This is a genomic window from Runella aurantiaca, assembly GCF_003339505.1.
GTDB lineage: Bacteria > Bacteroidota > Bacteroidia > Cytophagales > Spirosomataceae > Runella > Runella aurantiaca.
In genome coordinates this window covers 1-18,154 of sequence record NZ_QPIW01000012.1, presented here as the reverse complement: position 1 = coordinate 18,154, position 18,154 = coordinate 1, and the positions used below count along the sequence as shown (strand labels likewise).

The following is an 18,154-nucleotide window of genomic DNA, read 5'->3' as shown; positions in this document are numbered from 1 at the left end:
TAACGTACCCATGAGTCAAGCACCGGCTACTTCTTTACAGGACATTGTGGCGCACGCCAAAGAATACGGATTTGTATTTCCTTCTTCTGAGATTTATGACGGTCTACAGGCGGTTTATGACTACGGTCAAAACGGCGTAGAACTGAAAAATAACCTCAAAAATATCTGGTGGAAAGCCATGACGCAGCTCAACGACAATATAGTCGGAATTGATGCCGCGATTTTCATGCACCCGCTTACGTGGAAAGCTTCCGGACACGTAGACGGTTTCAGTGACCCGATGATCGACAACAAAGATTCCAAAAAACGCTACCGTGCCGATCAGTTGCTGGAAGGCAAAGCGGAGCAATACGCGGCCGACGGACAACCTGAAAAAGCACAGGCGCTGTTGAACGAAATGGGTCGTTTGTTGGGGGATGAGAATCTCGAAGGCGTCCGCGAACTGATCATTGCCGAAGGAATTAAATGTCAAGTCTCAGGCACTGCCAATTGGACCGAAGTACGTCAGTTCAACCTGATGTTCAGCACGCAGGTAGGGTCGGTGGCAGAGGATTCCAATTTGATCTATCTGCGTCCCGAAACGGCGCAGGGGATTTTTGTGAACTTTCTGAACGTACAGAAATCAGGTCGGATGAAGATTCCGTTTGGCATTGCCCAGATCGGAAAAGCCTTTCGGAATGAGATTGTTGCGCGGCAGTTTACGTTTCGGATGCGGGAGTTTGAACAAATGGAAATGCAGTTTTTTGTGCGCCCTGGTACCGAAATGGAATGGTACGAAAAATGGCGCGATACGCGTTTGAAATTTCACCAAGCCGTGGGACTTCCTGCCGCGAAGTTGAAATTTCATGATCATGAAAAATTGGCTTTTTATGCTAATGCTGCCGTGGATATTGAATACCAATTTCCGTTTGGTTTTCGTGAAATGGAAGGGATTCACTCACGAACTAATCATGATTTAAAAAGTCACCAAGAGTTTTCCAAAAAGAAACAACAGTATTTTGATAATGACCTCGACGAAAACGGCAAACCTTTCGGAAACTACATCCCGTACGTGGTCGAAACGTCGGTAGGGGCCGACCGTCTGTTTTTGGCGGTATTCTGCAATGCCTTTACCAAAGAAACGGTAGGAGAGGGCGATGCCCAGAAAGAGCGCACCGTGTTAAAACTGCATCCCGCGCTGGCTCCTTTCAAAGCGGCGATTTTCCCGTTGGTGAAAAAAGACGGTTTGCCCGAAAAAGCGGAAGAAATCGTCAAAGCACTCCGTGGCGAGTTTCGGGTGTTTTATGAAGAGCGTGATGCCATCGGTAAGCGCTACACCCGTCAGGACCTCATCGGTACGCCGTTCTGTATCGCGGTGGATTATCAGACCTTGGAAGACGATACCGTTACCATTCGTCACCGCGACAGCATGGAGCAAGAACGTGTGCACATTAGCGAGCTGAAAGCCAAGATTGGCTACGCGGTGTCAGAGCAGCGTATTTTGGAGTTGATATAGTTGTTTTCAACCACAGGAACGCCTGCCGCAGAGAAACGGAGGTACACAGAGAAAAATCACTCCTCTGTGTACCTCCGTTTCTCTGTGGTTATTTTATTTTACGTCATAGTTACTTTAAATCGCTCGCGGTAGAGTTGATAAAAACTGAGCGCGTAGGCGATGTAAAAGCAAAGTAAAGCGGCTACGATGAAGAGTGGGCCATCCTTGAATACATTATAATCAAAGAAAGCACGTGGCAAGTTCAGCATAACGCTAACTAAGGCAAACAAGAACCCAAGTCTTGTATATATAGCGTTGTATTTAAGTGAGTTAATAAATTTTTGCTGCCCAAATCCATAACCCCAAATTTGCTTGGCCACTTGAGGCAATACCACTAAAATAGGAAAGAGAACACATGCTGAAATGACCCATACAAAAGATGTACGCGGCACCAAATAGGCAAATTGAAACGTAAGTAATCCCACCAAAATCGTAGTTACGAACGTGGGCCAGCGGAAGTAGTCTTTCATGATTTGCCAATGTCTTTGGGAAATTTCTCCCGTTAGGCTTTCTATGTATTCGGCTTGGAGTTTTTCTAAACCATATTCGGGTTGGCCTCCATTAGTATAATCTTTCCAAACACCGTAATGATCCCATGTGCGGGCGGGGCGTTTGTAATTTACAAACTCGGAATGCACTTCCCCAAACGCTTCTCCAAACGTCTGCCCTTGTTCTACACGATCTTCGATAGCCAAAATATAATGATCTAATAGCTCTTCGTACAGGTCTTGGTATTTGATACCGCCTGCGATGATTTCCTTGCTGATGAGGTCAAGTTGGTGGGCCGTTAATTTCATCCGATTGAAGGTTTTAGGTGTAAGATTTTTTGAAGGTTAGAAACAAAATCTGCCAATTCCGACACGGCGCTTTGGGCCTGTTGGTGGCCGTTTTCGGTGAGTTTATAATACTTGCGGTTACGCCCGTCCACTAGCGCATTTTCGGTGGTCAATACGCCTTCAGCTTCCAGTTTATGCAGGGTAGGGTAGAGCGCTCCTTCGGTGAGTTGGAGTTCTCCCGCCGTGATTTCGCGCACTCGTTGCGTGATTTCGTAGCCGTACATGCGCTTGTTGTCCTGCAATAATTGTAGCACGATGGCACTTAGGCAGCCTTTGAGGTAGGTTTGTTGTTGCATAACGCAAATATACATGACATTTCTATATACAAAATTTTCTTAGGTATAAAATTTTTGTATTTTTCTCCCGCTAATTACGACAGAGGCGAAAAATTTGAACTTTTCCGTGATATTCCGACGTTTAGAGAATATCTTTTGATTGATTCTCGCCGAGTTTGGGCGGAGTTGTGGCGAAAAAGCAACGAGGGAATTTGGTCATTGGTATTTGAAGGAAAATCATTGGAATCATTACTCTGTTTAGAAACCATCGGGATGGACTTGCCGCTGTCAGATTTGTACGTCAACACGGAAGATTTGCCCGAAACTGTTTTCGAAATAAGATAAACAATCATTAATAAAACATGAGAAAGGACTGAAAGATACCCCAAAAGCGTCTTTCAGTCCTTTCTTTTTTCATTCTCCACCGTTATTTTCGTTATGTACAACCTTCAGTTTTGGCTTCTTTGCATCAGTAACTTTCTGTTTTCCGCAAGTTTTCAGATGATGATTCCTGAATTGCCCGATTACTTGACTGCTATGGGTGGCAAGGAACACATCGGTCTTATCATTGCTCTTTTTACACTCACTGCAGGCCTGTCGCGGCCTTTCAGTGGCAAACTCACCGACACCGTTGGGCGTGTGCCTGTGATGGCCTTCGGGTCATTGGTGTGTTGCGTGTGTAGTTTGTTTTATCCCTTTGTGCATGTAGTATGGGGTTTTCTGTTGTTGCGGTTTTTACACGGTTTTTCAACGGGAACCAAACCTACGGCGACGGCGGCCTACGTGGCCGACATTATTCCTGAAAACCGTCGGGGCGAAGCAGCGGGGATGCTGGGGATTTTTACGGCCACGGGGATGTCAATCGGGCCGTCCATCGGTAGTTACCTGACGTTGTGGTTTGGCATCAATCCTATGTTTTACGTAGCGTCGGCGTTTGCGCTGATTTCAATTCTGATATTGCTCAACATGAAAGAGACGCTTGTTGACAAACAACCATTTAGTTTGAAGTTGTTTAAAATTTCGCGACGCGATATTTTTGAGCCGAGGGTATTGAGTGTGTTTATCGTGATGTTTTGTGTGTCGTTTTCGTCGGGCGTGGTTCTAACCCTTGTGCCCGACATGAGCAAAACCCTGGGCGTAGGCAATAAGGGTCTGTTTTTTACCGTCTATACGGTGGCATCTTTATTGATTCGGGTGTTTGCGAGCAAGTCGTCGGACATTCATGGGCGAGTGCCAGTCTTGATTATCTCTACGGTGATTTTAGCGGTTGGAATGACCATTTTGGGTTTGAGCCAATCACCGTTTGGTTTTTGGGCTGCCGCAATTCTGTTCGGATTTTCGTGGGGATTGAACACGCCAACGCTGACGGCCTGGGCCATTGATTTGAGTCATCCAGATTATAGAGGCCGTGCCCTTGCTACAATGTACATTGCGTTGGAAGCGGGTATTGGCGTAGGGGCTTGGTGGTCAGGCTGGTGGTACCAAGGAGATGTGCATAACATGCCTTTTGCGTTTTTCATTTCGGCGGTTTTGGCGGTGGTCTCATTGGGATATTTACTTTGGTGGAAGCGTGCGAAACAGGTGCTAGCCTGATAAAAATTAAAAACTAATGACTTCCCTCAGTACAACGCGTTGGTTTGTGTCGTAATTTTGACGCGCCAACCACCTATCACTATGATAGTGACGTTGTAACTAACACCAATGCAAGAACTTCGCACCCTGATTGGAAAAGAAATTACGTTGGAATGGCGGCAACGCTATGCCCTCAACGGCATGTTGCTGTACATTGTAAGCACTGTTTTTGTGTGTTATTTGAGCTTTCGGCTCAAATCCAATCAACTCAATCCACTCACGTGGAATACCCTTTTCTGGATTATTGTGCTTTTTACGGCGGTGAGTGCCATTTCAAAGAGCTTTACGCAGGAGCGCGCGGGCCGATTGCTCTATTACTACACGCTGGCGAGTCCACGGGGCATTATTCTTTCCAAAATCCTGTACAACTCTGGGCTGATGATTGTTTTATCGTTGGCGGGTTTCGGATTTTATGCGTTTGTAATGGGAAATCCGGTAGGAGATATACCGATGTATCTGCTTACCATTGTATTGGCAAGTATTGGGTTTGCCTCTACGCTTACGATGGTAGCGGGTATTGCGTCGAAGGCCGAAAACAACGCCGCGTTAATGTCTATTCTGAGTTTTCCCGCCATTATCCCAATGTTGTTGATGGTCATGAAATTAGCAAAAAATGCCCTTGATGGTCTGGATCGGAGTGTCAGCGGCGAAGAAATCGTAGTATTGTTGGCCTTGGATGCAATTGTAGTCAGTTTGTCATTAATTTTGTTTCCGTATTTATGGAAAAGTTAGTCATGACGGCTGTTTTAAGAACTTTTAAAATAATAAAAACAGAAGGAATGTGGTGTTAAAACATCGTTCATTCAGCGCATAAACTATGAAAAATAACTGGTGGAAAGTACTGGCCGTTGTTTTGTTGACGTACGGGTTTTATTTTGGATTGATGGGCGAGGTACCTCGACGCAATATTTTGAACGAAAGTATTCGAAACGTATACTTTCACGTCTCACTGTGGTTTGCTACGACGCTGTTTTTGCTTACCTCGGCGATTTATTCCATTCGTTACCTGCGTTCAAATAACCTGACCCATGATATTAAAGCCGTAGAATTTACCAACGTCGCTTTGCTTTTTGGCGCACTCGGTTGTGCTACAGGCTCGCTTTGGGCACGCGTAACTTGGGGAGATTGGTGGCCCAACGACCCCAAACTCAACAGTGTGGCCATCAGTATGTTGATGTATTTTGCCTATACTGTGCTGAGAAGCTCGCTAGAAGATGAGCAGAAAAAAGCCCGAATTTCGGCCGTATACAACATTTTTGCCTTTGCGGTTTTTATTCCGCTCATTTATATCCTGCCCCGGATGACCGATTCACTCCACCCCGGCAATGGCGGCAATCCAGCCTTTGGCGAATACGATATGGACAACCAAATGCGGCGGGTGTTTTATCCCATCATTATTGGTTGGATGTTGCTCGGAACCTGGATTGCTACGCTGCGCATTCGGGTACGGGCGTTGACCTTAAATGATTAACCATTTACAACTTGATAAACCGATGAGAACTATATTTTATTTTTTTCTTTTTACGCTGGTAACTAATGTAAACCTCTTTGCCCAACAATCTGTTGTTGAGGAAGTAGCGATGGCCGACCAAATGCGGGCCGACGGCAAGATTTGGGTCGTTGTAGCGGTAATTTCGGTGATTTTTGCGGGGATTATTACGTTTTTAGTCAACATTGACAGGAAAGTGTCGAAGCTTGAAAAACAATTGAAGAAATGAGCATCTTAGACTTAGTAGCAAAACTTGAAAAATTGCCTCCAGAACAATTGGCTAAAATAGAGGATTTGGTAGATTCATGGATGAGTGAACAGCCTCATGATGAAATTCCTAAAAAACGCCAATTTGGGGTATTTAAAGGAAAAATAACTATTTCGGATGACTTCGACGAGCCATTGGAAGACTTTAAAGAATATATGTATCCGTGAAATACTTGCTTGATACTCATTTCCTTATTTGGTTTACCGAAGGCAATCCAAAGTTGCCGGAAACTACAAAATCAGTTATCGAAGATATAGATACCGTATGTTTTGTCAGTGTAGCCTCTTTTTGGGAAATCGGCATAAAAATTAGTTTGGGTAAATTAAAATTAGATATGCCATTTGTGGATTTGGAAAATTGGGTTGTCAATAACAGAATTAATATTTTGCCAATTCGTTTTGATAACATAATCCAACTTTCTCAGCTTCCATTTCACCACCGCGACCCATTCGACCGCACTCTAATCGCACAGGCACTAAGTGAAAAGTTAACCATTATTACAAAAGAAAAACTTTTTGAAGAGTATGGCGTAACACGCCTTTGGTAGTAAAGAATCAAAAATCAGTACAACAATGAAAAAAATACACATTTTCGGATTAATCGTCATTGCCATTGCCATCGGAATCATCGTGTCAACCTACGGCAGTGCAAGTACATACTCAAACTTCACGGAAGCTGAAGAACTGGCCCAGGAAGGAGAAACCTCTGAGGTGCACGTGGTGGGAAAATTGACCAAAGATGCCAACGGGCAAATCGTAGGCATGAAATACGACCCCGTCATGGATGCCAATCGCTTTGAATTTATGCTGGTCGATACCAACAAAATTGTCAAAAAAGTCGTTTATCTGAGTCCTAAACCGCAGGATTTTGATAAATCGGAGCAGGTAGTGGTGATTGGGCGGATGCAGAAAGACTATTTTGAATGTAATAAGATTCTGATGAAATGTCCTTCAAAATACACCAACGAAGCGCCTGATTTTAAGGAAGCTACGGCGGAGAAAATATAATTCATAGACAAAAAATGACGGCGGGTGATACATACCGACTGGCATTTTTTGTCCAACAACCCAACTCATGACTCTCGGAAATTTAGGACACCTTCTCGTAATTTTCTCCTTCGTAACGTCGTTGGTCGCTACGTATGCGTATTTACGAGCCACTCTTTTATCGACTGATAACCTACAGGTAGAAACCTGGAAGCGCTTCGCTAGAGGTGCTTTTTATATTCACGTAGCGGCCGTTGTCGGTGTGTGTGCTACGCTGTATGTTATTATCTACGGTCATCATTTTGAGTACCACTATGCGTGGAGCCACTCATCTAGGGCGCTTCCGTGGTACTATATGCTGTCTTGCTTTTGGGAAGGACAGGAAGGCAGCTTTATGCTCTGGATGTTTTGGCAGGCGGTTTTGGGCGTGATTCTGATTCGCACCAATAAGCTTTGGGAAGCGCCCATGATGACGGTTTATGCGTTGGTACAGGCTTTTTTAACTTCCATGATTCTGGGTGTTATCATTCCAGGATTGGATTTTAAAATAGGAAGTACGCCCTTCTTGACCATTGCCGAAGCCAACCCCGGCGCTCCGTTTTTACAACTCAATCCTGATTTTGTGCCCAAAGACGGAAACGGTCTCAATCCGTTGTTGCAAAATTATTGGATGGTGATTCACCCGCCTACTTTGTTTTTAGGCTTTGCCCTTACATTGGTGCCTTTTGCATATCTGATGGCGGGCCTTTGGCGCAAGCAAGTGGTGGAGTGGTTGCGGCCTGCTTTGCCTTGGACGTTGCTGACGGGTGTTATTCTCGGGGTTGGTATTTTGATGGGCGGTTATTGGGCCTACGAGACGCTGAGCTTCAACAGCTATTGGAGTTGGGACCCCGTTGAGAATGCCGTCTATGTGCCTTGGCTCATCGTGATTGCGGCCTTGCATACGATGATTATTGCCAAGAAAAACGCTACTGCGCTCAAAACTTCGGTGATTTTGGTTATTGCGCAGTTTATTCTGATTCTTTATTCTACTTTCCTCACGCGCAGCGGGATTTTGGGCAATGCCTCCGTTCACTCGTTTACCGATTTGGGTCTTTCGGGGCAATTGCTGCTTTATCTGTTTGCCTTTATTATCGTGGCAACGATTTTGACCGTTCGGGTGTGGAAACTTATGCCTTCCGACAAAGATGAAGTATCAACCTACTCGCGGGAATTCTGGCTTTTTATGGGGGCTACGGTGCTGTGTTTGGCGAGTTTTCAGGTCATTATTCCGACTTCTATTCCCGTTTGGAACAGTATTGTACAGGCTTTTGGTGGAGTTTCCAAATTGGCTCCTCCCACAGACGCTATCTCTTATTATACCAAATTTCAGCTTTGGTTTTTTGCCGTTATTACCATCTTATCGGGCATCGGCCAGTATTTTTGGTGGAAGCGGGTGCAGAAAGGAAAAATGCAGGACTTGCTTACACCGGTATGGATTTCGCTGTTTATCAGCGCTTTGCTGATTACATTTGGTGGCATCAATAAACTACCTTATATCGCTTTGTTAACGGCGGCGGTGTTTGCGCTGGTTTCCAATACTACCATCATTATCGGTGTTTTACGCGGTAGTTATCGCGTATCGGGCGGGTCTATTACCCACATTGGTGTGGCGTTGATGCTGATTGGTATTTTGTGGTCATCGGGTTATCAAAAAGTGGTGTCGCTGAATGCGTCGGGCTTACTGATTTCAAAAGATGATTATTTTACGAAGGAAGACAACAAAGAAAATAAGGAAAACGTCCTCTTGTGGCTTGGTCAGCCGACGCGTATGGGCGATTATCTGTTGACTTATCGTGGTCCTCGCATCGAAATCCGTGATGTGCCTGAGTTTGTTCCTAACACTTGGGTCGACGTGATTGAAGGTGATTTCCACGCGGTTTGTCTGCGTGACATTACAATCGGCGAAAAAACGTACCACAAAAAAGGCGACACGGTGGCAGTCTACGCCGAAAACGCGCATTATGAAGTTGAATACCGCGAGCCTAATGGTCGAATTGCAACGTTGTATCCACGGGTGCAATTCAACGAAAAAATGGGATTGGTGACATCGCCGGATATTAAACGCGAGCTTAATAAAGACCTGTATTCTTACGTAACGGTGGGAAGTGACCCCAAGAAAGCGGAAGAGTGGTCGCCAACCGAAAACTTCCGCGTGGCGATGCAGGACACATTTTTTGTCAATGATTTTGTGGCCGTGCTCGAAAGTGTAGGCCGTACCGATAAGGTGGAAGGAATAGCGCTTACGCCCAACGACGTGGCCGTAAAGGCACAAATTAAGATATTGGATAAAGAGCGTGAATACTTCATTACGCCAACTTTTGCCATTAACCAAGATCGTATGGTGATGCGCAAGCCAGAAGTAAATGAAGATTTGGGTTTACGTGTTCAATTTATGGAGATTGACCCCAAAACGGGAACCTTCAGTTTTGCCGTCAACTCCAAACAACGTGACTACATTGTGATGAAAGCCGTCGAAAAACCACTTATCAATGTGTTATGGATCGGAACCATTGTCTTGATCATCGGTTTTATGATGTCGACTATCCGGCGTTTTCGAGAGTTTCGTCTGGTGAGAGATAAGGGCGTGGAACTGGAAAAAGTTTAACCAAAGCATAAATAAAATCAAAAAAGCGGCTTTTTGGCCGCTTTTTTGATAGTGGTTAAGTATTAATTAAAAATGGTTAATCTCCAACTTTCTTTAGGCTCTGCAAATCATCGGGTTTAGTGCATAAAAAGTCACAAATAGCCTCCATTTCAGTACTTTTGGTTGCGATTTTCGCACTGGTGGGATTTTCACGTTTTAATGAAAAAGAAGCCGATATTCCCGCTTTCGACAGTTTTAAGAAAACCATTGCCTTCCAAAAGCATCAATTTGACATCAGCACCAACGAATCTGGTGCCATCAGGGAGTTGGTCATTAAAGTGAGCCGCGACAATAAGCAGTTGATTCTTATCCGACAAAAAACGGATGGATGGGTGGTCAATGCCGAAGCGGCTGATTTGAATCGTAACGGTTCTCCCGAGATTTACGTTTATTCGAGTACGTACGGGAGTGGCTCATTTGGCAAAATCTATGCCTTCGAATTTCTGCCTACGTCGTTTGATGCCATTCGTACCGAGCCGTTTTTGCCGATGTTGGCCGAAGGCTACATGGGGCACGATTCGTTTAAAATTGAAAATGGACAATTGGTGCGCGAATTTCCCATTTACCACGCTGGCGATACCAACGCGCGCCCCACGGGAGGCACTCGCAAAATTTGGTATGAATTGCGGGAGTCTGAGAAAAAAATGCTCCTGAAAGCGGTGGAATATGAGGACTGAAACGAAAATGATAAACCGAAAACTGGTAAACTGAAAAATGTAAAAGGGTTGAATTTTGCCCAATGCAGTTGATTCAGGAGTCTTTATGCGCTTTAAGATGTATGATCGCTGACGATGAGCCATTTTCCACCTATTTTTCTGAAAACAAGTGTATAATGTCCTCCAATATCTCCTTTCTCTGGGCGGGTAAGGTGCCATTTGCCGATGACAAAATACGCGTTTTTGTCCAACGCATTCAACCGTAAAATCGTGAATTTTAGCGTGCCCATCGTGGCGCGGTCGGGATAGCGTACTTTGTAATTTTCTAGGGTGTTTTTCCATCCGTAAGTAGGGCCTTTTGCACCAATAAATGCGAGGGAGTCCGATTTCCAATAGCCTTCCATGAATGAGTTTACATCGCCCGCGTTCCAGTCAGCTTCCTGTTTTTGGAGAATTTTTAAAATCACTTTTTCGTCGGCATTTTGTTGGGAAAAACCAGTGACTCCAGTAAACAAACAGGCGATAATCAAAAAGAATGAGAAGAGTTTCATGTCAATGCAGATAAATGTTGAGTTAGTAGCCACGGGTTAAATCAATCTGATTTTCAAGAGGTTGTCCATTTAAAAAGCGTTGGAAGTTTTTGACGAAAAAAGCAATTTTTCCTTCATCTTCACTCGCCTGTCCGCCGCCTGTGTGTTGGGTAAGAATCACATTAGGCATATCCCAAAGCGGGTTTTCGACGGGTAAAGGTTCAACTTCGGTCACGTCCAAGACCGCGCCAGCCAGTCGTTTTTGCTGCAAAGCGGCAATGAGTGCTGGCTCGTCTACCGTGGTTCCGCGTCCAACGTTGGCAAAAACCGCCGTTGATGGCAAAGTATCAATCATTTGGGCCGTAAAAAAGCCCTTGGCGGTGCCAGGAAGACAGTTGATGACTAAGTCAGTTTGGGGCAATACAGTCATCAATTCTTCGGGCGAATGAATCGACGCACTTGGGTGAGAACGCGCTACCATTTGAATGGAGCAATCAAAGCCCGAAAGCATTTTTTTGACGGCTTGTCCGATGCTGCCAGCGCCCAAAATCACCACGCGTTTGCCCGTGAGCAAATTGAGTCGAAAGCGAATTGGCGCTCCAACCCAGCGTTTTTCGGCTTTGAGCGAGGTTAGCTCATCTACACCGCGGTAAAAAGCCAGAATACCAGCCACGATGGTTTCGGCGCAGGGAATGGAGAAATAATCGGCCAGATTGCAAATAGCCACGTTGGGTAAAATCAGGTTTTTAAACCCGTCAAAACCCGCCGAATCCAACTGCCAGTATTTGAGCAGTGGCGGGGCGGTTGTCAACCAAGCGGCGGGTGGATTTCCCAAAATCACCTGTGATTGTTGGAAGGCCGCTGCTTGCTCGGTTTCTGACCATTCATTCTTGAAAAATACCGAATGCCCCGCGGGCAACTGTTGTTTCAATGCTTGGCGAAGCGATTCATTGAGGGACGTATTTACGAAAATTTGCATTAGATTTGCTGAAAATTAGTGCGAAAAAGTCAGTAGCGAAAGGCCGTTCTTCGTCCTTCGCTAGCCTGATATTCTACATTGAATAATATTAAAATACGCGATAAAGATATGATCTCTAAGTGGTTAGATAAACTGAATCGTCAAGATTACCCTTTCATTGATTTGTTTTATTATTTAATCGTGATCGTGGTCTTCTTTTTACTGGTCATCATCTCCAGCATCTTTTTTGATTAGTAGAGACGGAAAATCTTCCGCCTCTACCTCGGTTATTTTCCCTTCGAAAACGCAGGCAATTCCCAGTCGCAGGCTGGCGCTAACCAATCATAACCTGATTCGATAGGTTGGCCGTCGGGAGGAGTCATGGGCGTTATAGAAATAATATCGCTGACGTTGGTGTTTGCCTCTTCAATTTGTTGTTTGGCAAAGAGATAATGCGCTTTTTGTTTCGTATCGTTGGAGGTGCGGGTCGACAGCCAGACTTTGAATTCCTGAATTTTTAGTCCTACAATGGCCCGGACCTGCGGAGTAACTTCTTTGTTGCGGCTGAGGTCAATTAAATGACTCAAGACCAATTTCTCTACCAAACGTTCAATCTCTCCGTTGTAGGCTACGCGCGGCGCGGCGGATTTCCAAGTGGCATTGAGCAATTGATCCAAGGTTTCTTCCAAACTAGGCAATGAGGCATCAATCGACGATTGAATCACCAAGCGACTCAAACGCTCAGGATTAAGCAACATTCGAAGCGTTAGTCCAGCGGCGGCTTCTGGTGGCCCTAGTGGGTCGAATACCAGCCCCGTACGGCGCTTAAAGGTCTCACGCGGATTGGCGTTATACCCAAATGCCCGTGGTGGCGTTAGTTTCAAGACTGCATCGGGGACTTTTAGAAAGTCGGGTTGAATGGTTTGTAACAACCCCGCCAATGCTTCGCGCTGCTCTTTTCCGTTGATGGGCAAAGTTTCTAGATTCTTCTCGCCTTTTACCGAAAAACGATAGTTTACCCCCGCCAATACTTTAGAGGCTGCTTCTACCTGAAAGCGGTGAAACATATACATCGGCACAAAAACCTCTTCCAATGAGCTCATCGGTGTGCCCGTGCGGAGTTTTCGCTCGTCAAAGTTAGCCAAGGTCAGCTTGCGAATTTCCGAAACTCGTTTTAACTCTGCGGTGGCATTCACACCGTTGTCCCAGAGGTGCGTTTGCGGATGTGCGCTGCCTTCGGGACGTGCGTCTTGATCGGTGAGGAAATACAGGCCTTTGCCATACATTTGGTCTACAATCGCATTCAACGCCTTTTTCTCATCGGTACCTTTAGGGAAATCCTGATAGCCCCAAATGATGGACCATTTATCATAATCGCCAATTTTTTTGTCGTACGCGTTGGATAAATCTACTTTGCCGTTTTTCAATTCAACCTGCATGTGCGGATAGTCCATCACCGATGCGCGGTCGTGCACGCTGGCCACGTAGTTGTGGGGGAGTCCCAATGTGTGCCCAATTTCGTGCGCCGACAGTTGTTTCAAGCGGTCGAGCGACATGCCCATCATGTCTTCGGTGTTGGTAGAATCAGTTTTATAATCGCCTACCAGTCCTTGTGCGATGAGGTAATCTTGACGAACGCGTAATGAACCCAGCGTGACTTTGCCTTTCAAAATCTCGCCTGTACGCGGGTCAATGATGCTGCCACCGTACGACCAGCCGCGCGTAGAGCGGTGTACCCACTGCACCAGATTGTACCGCACATCCATCGGGTCGGCATCGGCGGGAAGAAGTTTTACCTGAAACGCATCTTTGTAGCCTGCCGCTTCAAACGCCTGATTCCACCATTTGGCACCTTCGACCAAGGCCGAGCGGATAGGCTCGGGCGCGCCCGGGTCGATGTAGTAAACAATGGGTTTTACGGGCTCGCTGATGGCGGCGTAGGGGTCTTTTTTCTTCAAACGATGGCGCACAATGTAACGTTTTGTGATTGGCTCACTCACGGGAGAGGCATAATCGTAAAAAGAGGTAAAAATATATCCCATGCGTGGGTCAAAACCGCGCGGTTGGTAGTTGTTGTCGGGCAGTTCAACAAAGGAATGGTGCTGACGCATACTCATCGTGGTGGCCGTTGGGGCTACAGCACGGAGGTAAGCCCCGGGAGCATCTCCAGTGAGCGTAATGGTTACTTCAAATTCCGTGTTTTGGGGGAAGTTTTTGGTATTGGGCAAATACAAAGCCGAGCGCGAAGCGTCCAATCTGAAGGTGCCTTGCCGGGTACGTGAAATGTCCTGAATGGCTCCGACGGCATCTTGCAACAGAAAAGGCGTCAATTCGACGAGCACCGTTCCCGCATTTTCGGCGGTGATTTCAAACCCCCAATGCACCGACTGCGCAAAGGATTCTTCCACGGCGCGGCGTTCGAGCGGGTCGTTGCTGAGGGCGCGATAGCCGTAATTGGGCTCCACCATCAAGACTTTATTGCCAGTACGTTGAAATTTAATGACGTGTTCCTGCCCCAATCGCCCGCGGTCGAGGCCGATGTCGTTGGAGCCGATGCCTTGGGCTAAAGTTGGATAATACAACAATTCGGTATCAAATCGGGTGATTTCCAAATAAATTTTACCCTTTTTAGCGTCCCAATAGTAGGGCATGAAACCGTCCTTCTTTTCCATGTCTTTGGTGAAGGTTTCGATAGGGTTCTGGGCAAAAAGCGAATAAGAAAAAAGGGTTAGGAGTAGTAATTTCTTCATAAAAAGGGGGTAAGTCGGTTTGTTGGATGAAAATATACCTCGTTTTTGAGGTTCTTTACAAAGAAACCAATTTTTTGGGGAAGAGAGAAATTTTAAGGGCTGTCCTTAACTATCTACATGCATCTGCCGCCTAGCCGTAGGAGTGCCACAGCGTTGATTTTATTACAAATTCAAGACATACAATTTCATAAAATCAGGAGGATGTCAATCTATCTGAGAAAAATAAGGGTTGGCCATGAATATTGCGATAAAACTCAAAAAGTTGCTTTGGATTGATGCTTTTGCGGGCTTGAGTAGTATTGGACTGCTTTGGTATTTTTTTGATAAAGCCTCGTTTGTAGCTGGGAAAAGGGTACTTACTGTTGGACTCAGTGGGGGTGGGTACACTGGCTTTGGTAGACTATGAATTTCTCAGGATTTTTTCCATTTTTTTGCCCTTCGCCAACTCATCAACCAACTTATCCAAATACCTGACTTTTCGCGTCAAAGGATTCTCTATTTCCTCAATCCGATAACCGCATATCAGCCCCGTAATGAGATGGGCATTGGGGTTTAAATCGGCATTCTGAAAGAAGATTTCAAAAGTTACTTTATCGTCGATGTGGGCTTGCAGTTGTTGGTCATCAAAACCCGTCAGCCATTCAATGACTTGATGTAATTCTTCTTTTGTTCTTCCCTTCTTCTCAACTTTGTTGAGATAGTGCGGATACACCGAAGAGAAGGTCATGTTCGCGAAACGTTCATCGTGTGTTTTCATTGTTTTTATCATTTTTGCCGCTGTCGGTCTTATGACCGGCCGCCCTTCAATTCAATCCAAATTTACGTATTTTCGCCAGTTATGTTGTTCTTTAAAGCCCAGTACCTCACGGATTTTGCGATTGGAAAACAAGGCTTCATGCTCCTCCAATTCGCGTGTAATGGGCACGTTAGGGAAGAACCTTTCGGCCAATTCTTTGCTCGGAATAACAGCCCCGTTGTGGTCATTGCCAGCATTAAAAACCTGATAGCCTAGGCCATCTTTTTTCAAACATAAATCTACGATTTGCCCCAAATCGCGGGCGTCGATATAACAAAAGGCATTTCGGCGGCGCACTTCGGGGTGTTTGAAATAATGGGGAAACAGTTCGGCGTACTCGTGCGGTTCGATCACATTTCCGATGCGGAGGGCGTAAATATCAAACCCCGACCGTCGCTGAAAACTGCGGGCCGTTTTTTCATTGACCACCTTTGACAATCCGTAGCTATCCATGGGGTCGACGTCGTAATCCTCCTCCAACGGCAACATTTTAGGGTCGGTTTGGCCGTCCGAAAAACAGATACCGTAGGTGGTTTCTGACGAGGCAATGATAATCTTTTTGATGCCCAATTTCACCGCCGCCTCAATCACATTGTAAGTGCCTACAGTATTGACCCGAAACATTTCGTTATCAGGTTTAAGTAAGATGCGGGGAACGGCTGCAAAATGGACGACCGCGTCAAATGTGGGAACGCTGGTTCCCGGTTCCAATTCCTCAAAGCCCGTATAGGAAGTCATGGCATTGAACATTTGTCCCGAATCGGTAATGTCGGCGGTCAGGTTATCCACCCTCGGATGATGCAAAGGCGTCAGGTCTACATTCAGCACTTTATGGCCTTGGTCGAGCAGGTACGGAATGACGTGCTTTCCGGCTTTTCCCGAGCCGCCCGTAAAAAAGATTCGCATTGTAGTGAGTGGTTTTCCTGTTTATGAATGATTTTATCGGTAACTAACTGGGCAGGGAAAAAAGTTGTTAGTAAAAAAAATAAACAGATAGCAAAGACACTATTTGTTGAACTCATTTACAAAATCCTGTAAAGTCCAATCCAACATTTTTGTGTGTCCTGAATGCACAAATAATGTCCAAGACGCAGGCATGGACTGTTTATCATCTATTTCACCCGGGTTAACGGTGACAATGAAGGAATTGTGCCCGTTTGTAGCCGTTCTGTCGGTTCCCAATCCCCTATTGGAAGAATCCGAGTTGGAAGAAACCGTAGCTTCAGCATTTTCAAAAGCTTTGCGAAGTGTGGCATTTTTCTCAAAAAACCAACGATAGAAGTAATTAGCCAATCGCGCCGCCTCCACATCGTTGACTTTGGCATTAGTCGCAATAATGGCCTTCACGCCCTTGGCAGTGAGAATGCCGACGTGACCGGAAGAAAGACAACCGTTTAGGAAAACAATTGGGACAGGATGTTTATCATCGGGAATTAGTAAACGAGAAAAACGGATTTTATCCATTTTCTGCAATCCTTCGAGGACCACATGAGATTGCTCTGAATGCCCTCCAAAATGGAATAACAATAATTCTTCGCCATAATCCAGCATTGCATCAGCCAAATTCTCTACAGTGGTATCTTCTATTTTTTGTGCGGTGACCAGTACACTTTTGCTAATTGCCTTGTAAACGTTATTGGCTTCAGTTTGGATTTCTGCAAGACCATTAGATGCGAAAGCCATTAAAGTAATAGGTGTTTTCTTAAAAATTGGAGCGATATGTTCAGAATCTTTTCTATGGATTCCTCCTTTATATTGGGGTATTTCAAATAAACCTAATGCCTCGATTACATTGACTTTCCCCGTTTTCTTACTGATAAAAACACTTTCCTCTCCTGATTCCCAAGCTTCTATCAAAAATTGGTAGCTTATATTATCGCCTTGAGGCAACATAACTAACTGTTCATAGTCAAACTTCTCTGAAAAATCTTTAAAATCCTTATGGAAGAACTCCCAACAATCTCGAATTCGTTCGCCTTTAATCCAAAGCCTGATTTCTTTGTCTTTGGCATCAGCCTCTACAAACATTAGCGTGTCGCTATCAGGGTGCTTGACGACGATACCGTTGCGCCAATAGTCTTCTTCGTAAGCGTGCTTGACATTGCGAGCGATAAAACGATGAATAACCGATGAAGGTAGCGATGTTGTATATTTCAGGCAATAAAGCCGATAATCTTGTGCTTTAAATGCCACCAAATCGGTTTTTGATTGGCCTTCTAAGGAGGATGGGATTAGCCATTCATGCTTATTAAATTCATGGCAAAGATTAAATTCGGCCATAACATCCAACAAAAACTGATAATCAGAAGGCTTGTATTCAAAAAGTAGTCTTTCCGTGAAAATGATTTTTAAGTCCTGTGCGTTGATACGGCCACGTTTCTGGTTTGTATGGTTTGATAAAATGATTTGATATGCTCCTGTCGTGAGCCAATCAGGATTCAAAATATAGTATTTATCTCCAAATGGTCTGTCAAAAAACGTAATTGTGCCAACCGTATCAAGCATTTCAGCCAACCCTCTCTGAATGTTTTCTTCAGCTACCTGTTGTTGTTGGCATATAGTTTGATACTCGTCATACAAAAGATAGTTCTTTTGTACTTGATTGAGTAATTCATCTTTGATTGCGAGCCAATGTCCTCATTCCCCGAACCGTATCCATTTAAAAGTAGAAAAAATTATAAATTTCACTTTTAAACGGTATCCAAATGAAAAAAAGCAATTTTACAGAGGAGCAAATCGTAACGATTTTGCACAGTCA

Annotated in this window: 19 protein-coding genes; 11 read left to right on the top strand and 8 right to left on the bottom strand. The window is 45.0% G+C overall.

Going from position 1 to position 18,154, the window contains the following annotated elements:
* Window positions 1-10 precede the first annotated feature (10 nt).
* A complete protein-coding gene (locus tag DVG78_RS15390) occupies window positions 11-1,495 on the top strand; it encodes a glycine--tRNA ligase (RefSeq protein WP_114461957.1) in 1,485 nt (494 codons plus the stop codon).
* A 98-nt stretch (window positions 1,496-1,593) separates the two neighbouring features.
* Here the strand turns inward: DVG78_RS15390 and DVG78_RS15385 are convergent, their stop codons facing one another.
* Window positions 1,594-2,331 carry a hypothetical protein gene (locus tag DVG78_RS15385; RefSeq protein ID WP_114461956.1) on the bottom strand — a complete coding sequence of 246 codons (738 nt, stop codon included), beginning with the start codon at window positions 2,329-2,331 and terminating at the stop codon, window positions 1,594-1,596.
* A complete protein-coding gene (locus DVG78_RS15380) occupies window positions 2,328-2,666 on the bottom strand; it encodes a PadR family transcriptional regulator (RefSeq protein WP_166561171.1) in 339 nt (112 codons plus the stop codon). Before DVG78_RS15380 ends, DVG78_RS15385 begins: the two co-directional genes overlap by 4 nt.
* A 54-nt stretch (window positions 2,667-2,720) precedes the next feature.
* On the opposite strand from DVG78_RS15380, the gene DVG78_RS15375 reads away from it, so the two are divergent.
* The 10 genes from DVG78_RS15375 (at window position 2,721) to DVG78_RS15330 (ending at window position 10,383) form a co-directional block, all read left to right on the top strand.
* A complete protein-coding gene (locus DVG78_RS15375; RefSeq protein ID WP_199563260.1) occupies window positions 2,721-2,990 on the top strand; it encodes a Uma2 family endonuclease in 270 nt (89 codons plus the stop codon).
* A gap of 93 nt (window positions 2,991-3,083) precedes the next feature.
* Window positions 3,084-4,238 carry an MFS transporter gene (locus tag DVG78_RS15370; protein WP_114461954.1) on the top strand — a complete coding sequence of 385 codons (1,155 nt, stop codon included), beginning with the start codon at window positions 3,084-3,086 and terminating at the stop codon, window positions 4,236-4,238.
* A 108-nt stretch (window positions 4,239-4,346) separates the two neighbouring features.
* Window positions 4,347-5,009, top strand: a complete 663-nt coding sequence (locus DVG78_RS15365) for a heme exporter protein CcmB (RefSeq protein ID WP_114461953.1) — start codon at window positions 4,347-4,349, stop codon at window positions 5,007-5,009.
* Window positions 5,010-5,094: 85 nt separating this feature from the next.
* Window positions 5,095-5,748, top strand: a complete 654-nt coding sequence (gene ccsA, locus DVG78_RS15360) for a cytochrome c biogenesis protein (RefSeq protein ID WP_114461952.1) — start codon at window positions 5,095-5,097, stop codon at window positions 5,746-5,748.
* Window positions 5,749-5,770: 22 nt separating this feature from the next.
* Window positions 5,771-5,995: a CcmD family protein gene (locus tag DVG78_RS15355; protein ID WP_114462083.1), complete on the top strand. Its 225-nt coding sequence runs from the start codon at window positions 5,771-5,773 to the stop codon at window positions 5,993-5,995.
* Complete coding sequence (gene vapB, locus DVG78_RS15350) at window positions 5,992-6,201, top strand: type II toxin-antitoxin system VapB family antitoxin (protein WP_114461951.1); 210 nt, start codon at window positions 5,992-5,994, stop codon at window positions 6,199-6,201. The genes DVG78_RS15355 and vapB overlap by 4 nt, the downstream gene beginning before the upstream one ends.
* The gene (locus DVG78_RS15345) at window positions 6,198-6,581 is read left to right on the top strand and encodes a type II toxin-antitoxin system VapC family toxin (protein ID WP_114461950.1); all 384 of its coding nucleotides are present in this window, start codon (window positions 6,198-6,200) and stop codon (window positions 6,579-6,581) included. The genes vapB and DVG78_RS15345 overlap by 4 nt, the downstream gene beginning before the upstream one ends.
* A gap of 25 nt (window positions 6,582-6,606) precedes the next feature.
* Complete coding sequence (locus tag DVG78_RS15340; protein WP_114461949.1) at window positions 6,607-7,041, top strand: cytochrome c maturation protein CcmE domain-containing protein; 435 nt, start codon at window positions 6,607-6,609, stop codon at window positions 7,039-7,041.
* Between the two features lie 67 nt (window positions 7,042-7,108).
* Window positions 7,109-9,667, top strand: coding sequence for a cytochrome c biogenesis protein CcsA (gene ccsA, locus DVG78_RS15335; RefSeq protein WP_114461948.1), 2,559 nt, complete (start codon window positions 7,109-7,111; stop codon window positions 9,665-9,667).
* Between the two features lie 119 nt (window positions 9,668-9,786).
* The gene (locus DVG78_RS15330; protein ID WP_114461947.1) at window positions 9,787-10,383 is read left to right on the top strand and encodes a hypothetical protein; all 597 of its coding nucleotides are present in this window, start codon (window positions 9,787-9,789) and stop codon (window positions 10,381-10,383) included.
* 92 nt (window positions 10,384-10,475) lie between these two features.
* Here the strand turns inward: DVG78_RS15330 and DVG78_RS15325 are convergent, their stop codons facing one another.
* From DVG78_RS15325 to DVG78_RS15300, 6 genes are all read right to left on the bottom strand, one after another.
* Window positions 10,476-10,946: a YybH family protein gene (locus tag DVG78_RS15325; protein WP_374755721.1), complete on the bottom strand. Its 471-nt coding sequence runs from the start codon at window positions 10,944-10,946 to the stop codon at window positions 10,476-10,478.
* Window positions 10,936-11,871: a D-2-hydroxyacid dehydrogenase gene (locus DVG78_RS15320; protein WP_114461945.1), complete on the bottom strand. Its 936-nt coding sequence runs from the start codon at window positions 11,869-11,871 to the stop codon at window positions 10,936-10,938. Before DVG78_RS15320 ends, DVG78_RS15325 begins: the two co-directional genes overlap by 11 nt.
* A gap of 266 nt (window positions 11,872-12,137) precedes the next feature.
* Window positions 12,138-14,600 carry a zinc-dependent metalloprotease gene (locus DVG78_RS15315; RefSeq protein ID WP_114461944.1) on the bottom strand — a complete coding sequence of 821 codons (2,463 nt, stop codon included), beginning with the start codon at window positions 14,598-14,600 and terminating at the stop codon, window positions 12,138-12,140.
* A 400-nt stretch (window positions 14,601-15,000) separates the two neighbouring features.
* Window positions 15,001-15,357 carry a DUF2200 domain-containing protein gene (locus DVG78_RS15310; RefSeq protein WP_114462082.1) on the bottom strand — a complete coding sequence of 119 codons (357 nt, stop codon included), beginning with the start codon at window positions 15,355-15,357 and terminating at the stop codon, window positions 15,001-15,003.
* A 51-nt stretch (window positions 15,358-15,408) separates the two neighbouring features.
* On the bottom strand, window positions 15,409-16,302 hold the full coding sequence (locus tag DVG78_RS15305) for an NAD-dependent epimerase/dehydratase family protein (protein WP_114461943.1): 894 nt from the start codon (window positions 16,300-16,302) through the stop codon (window positions 15,409-15,411).
* 99 nt (window positions 16,303-16,401) lie between these two features.
* Window positions 16,402-18,018, bottom strand: coding sequence for a COR domain-containing protein (locus DVG78_RS15300; protein WP_262511872.1), 1,617 nt, complete (start codon window positions 18,016-18,018; stop codon window positions 16,402-16,404).
* Window positions 18,019-18,154: the final 136 nt, after the last annotated feature.

Excerpts from the sequence above, each read along its gene's own strand:
- DVG78_RS15390 (WP_114461957.1), top strand. The coding sequence starts at position 11 with ATGAGTCAAGCACCGGCTACTTCTTTACAGGACATTGTGGCGCACGCC.
- DVG78_RS15385 (WP_114461956.1), bottom strand. The coding sequence starts at position 2,331 with ATGAAATTAACGGCCCACCAACTTGACCTCATCAGCAAGGAAATCATC.
- DVG78_RS15380 (WP_166561171.1), bottom strand. The coding sequence starts at position 2,666 with ATGCAACAACAAACCTACCTCAAAGGCTGCCTAAGTGCCATCGTGCTA.
- DVG78_RS15370 (WP_114461954.1), top strand. The coding sequence starts at position 3,084 with ATGTACAACCTTCAGTTTTGGCTTCTTTGCATCAGTAACTTTCTGTTT.
- DVG78_RS15365 (WP_114461953.1), top strand. The coding sequence starts at position 4,347 with ATGCAAGAACTTCGCACCCTGATTGGAAAAGAAATTACGTTGGAATGG.
- ccsA (WP_114461952.1), top strand. The coding sequence starts at position 5,095 with ATGAAAAATAACTGGTGGAAAGTACTGGCCGTTGTTTTGTTGACGTAC.
- DVG78_RS15355 (WP_114462083.1), top strand. The coding sequence starts at position 5,771 with ATGAGAACTATATTTTATTTTTTTCTTTTTACGCTGGTAACTAATGTA.
- vapB (WP_114461951.1), top strand. The coding sequence starts at position 5,992 with ATGAGCATCTTAGACTTAGTAGCAAAACTTGAAAAATTGCCTCCAGAA.
- DVG78_RS15340 (WP_114461949.1), top strand. The coding sequence starts at position 6,607 with ATGAAAAAAATACACATTTTCGGATTAATCGTCATTGCCATTGCCATC.
- ccsA (WP_114461948.1), top strand. The coding sequence starts at position 7,109 with ATGACTCTCGGAAATTTAGGACACCTTCTCGTAATTTTCTCCTTCGTA.
- DVG78_RS15320 (WP_114461945.1), bottom strand. The coding sequence starts at position 11,871 with ATGCAAATTTTCGTAAATACGTCCCTCAATGAATCGCTTCGCCAAGCA.
- DVG78_RS15315 (WP_114461944.1), bottom strand. The coding sequence starts at position 14,600 with ATGAAGAAATTACTACTCCTAACCCTTTTTTCTTATTCGCTTTTTGCC.
- DVG78_RS15310 (WP_114462082.1), bottom strand. The coding sequence starts at position 15,357 with ATGAAAACACACGATGAACGTTTCGCGAACATGACCTTCTCTTCGGTG.
- DVG78_RS15305 (WP_114461943.1), bottom strand. The coding sequence starts at position 16,302 with ATGCGAATCTTTTTTACGGGCGGCTCGGGAAAAGCCGGAAAGCACGTC.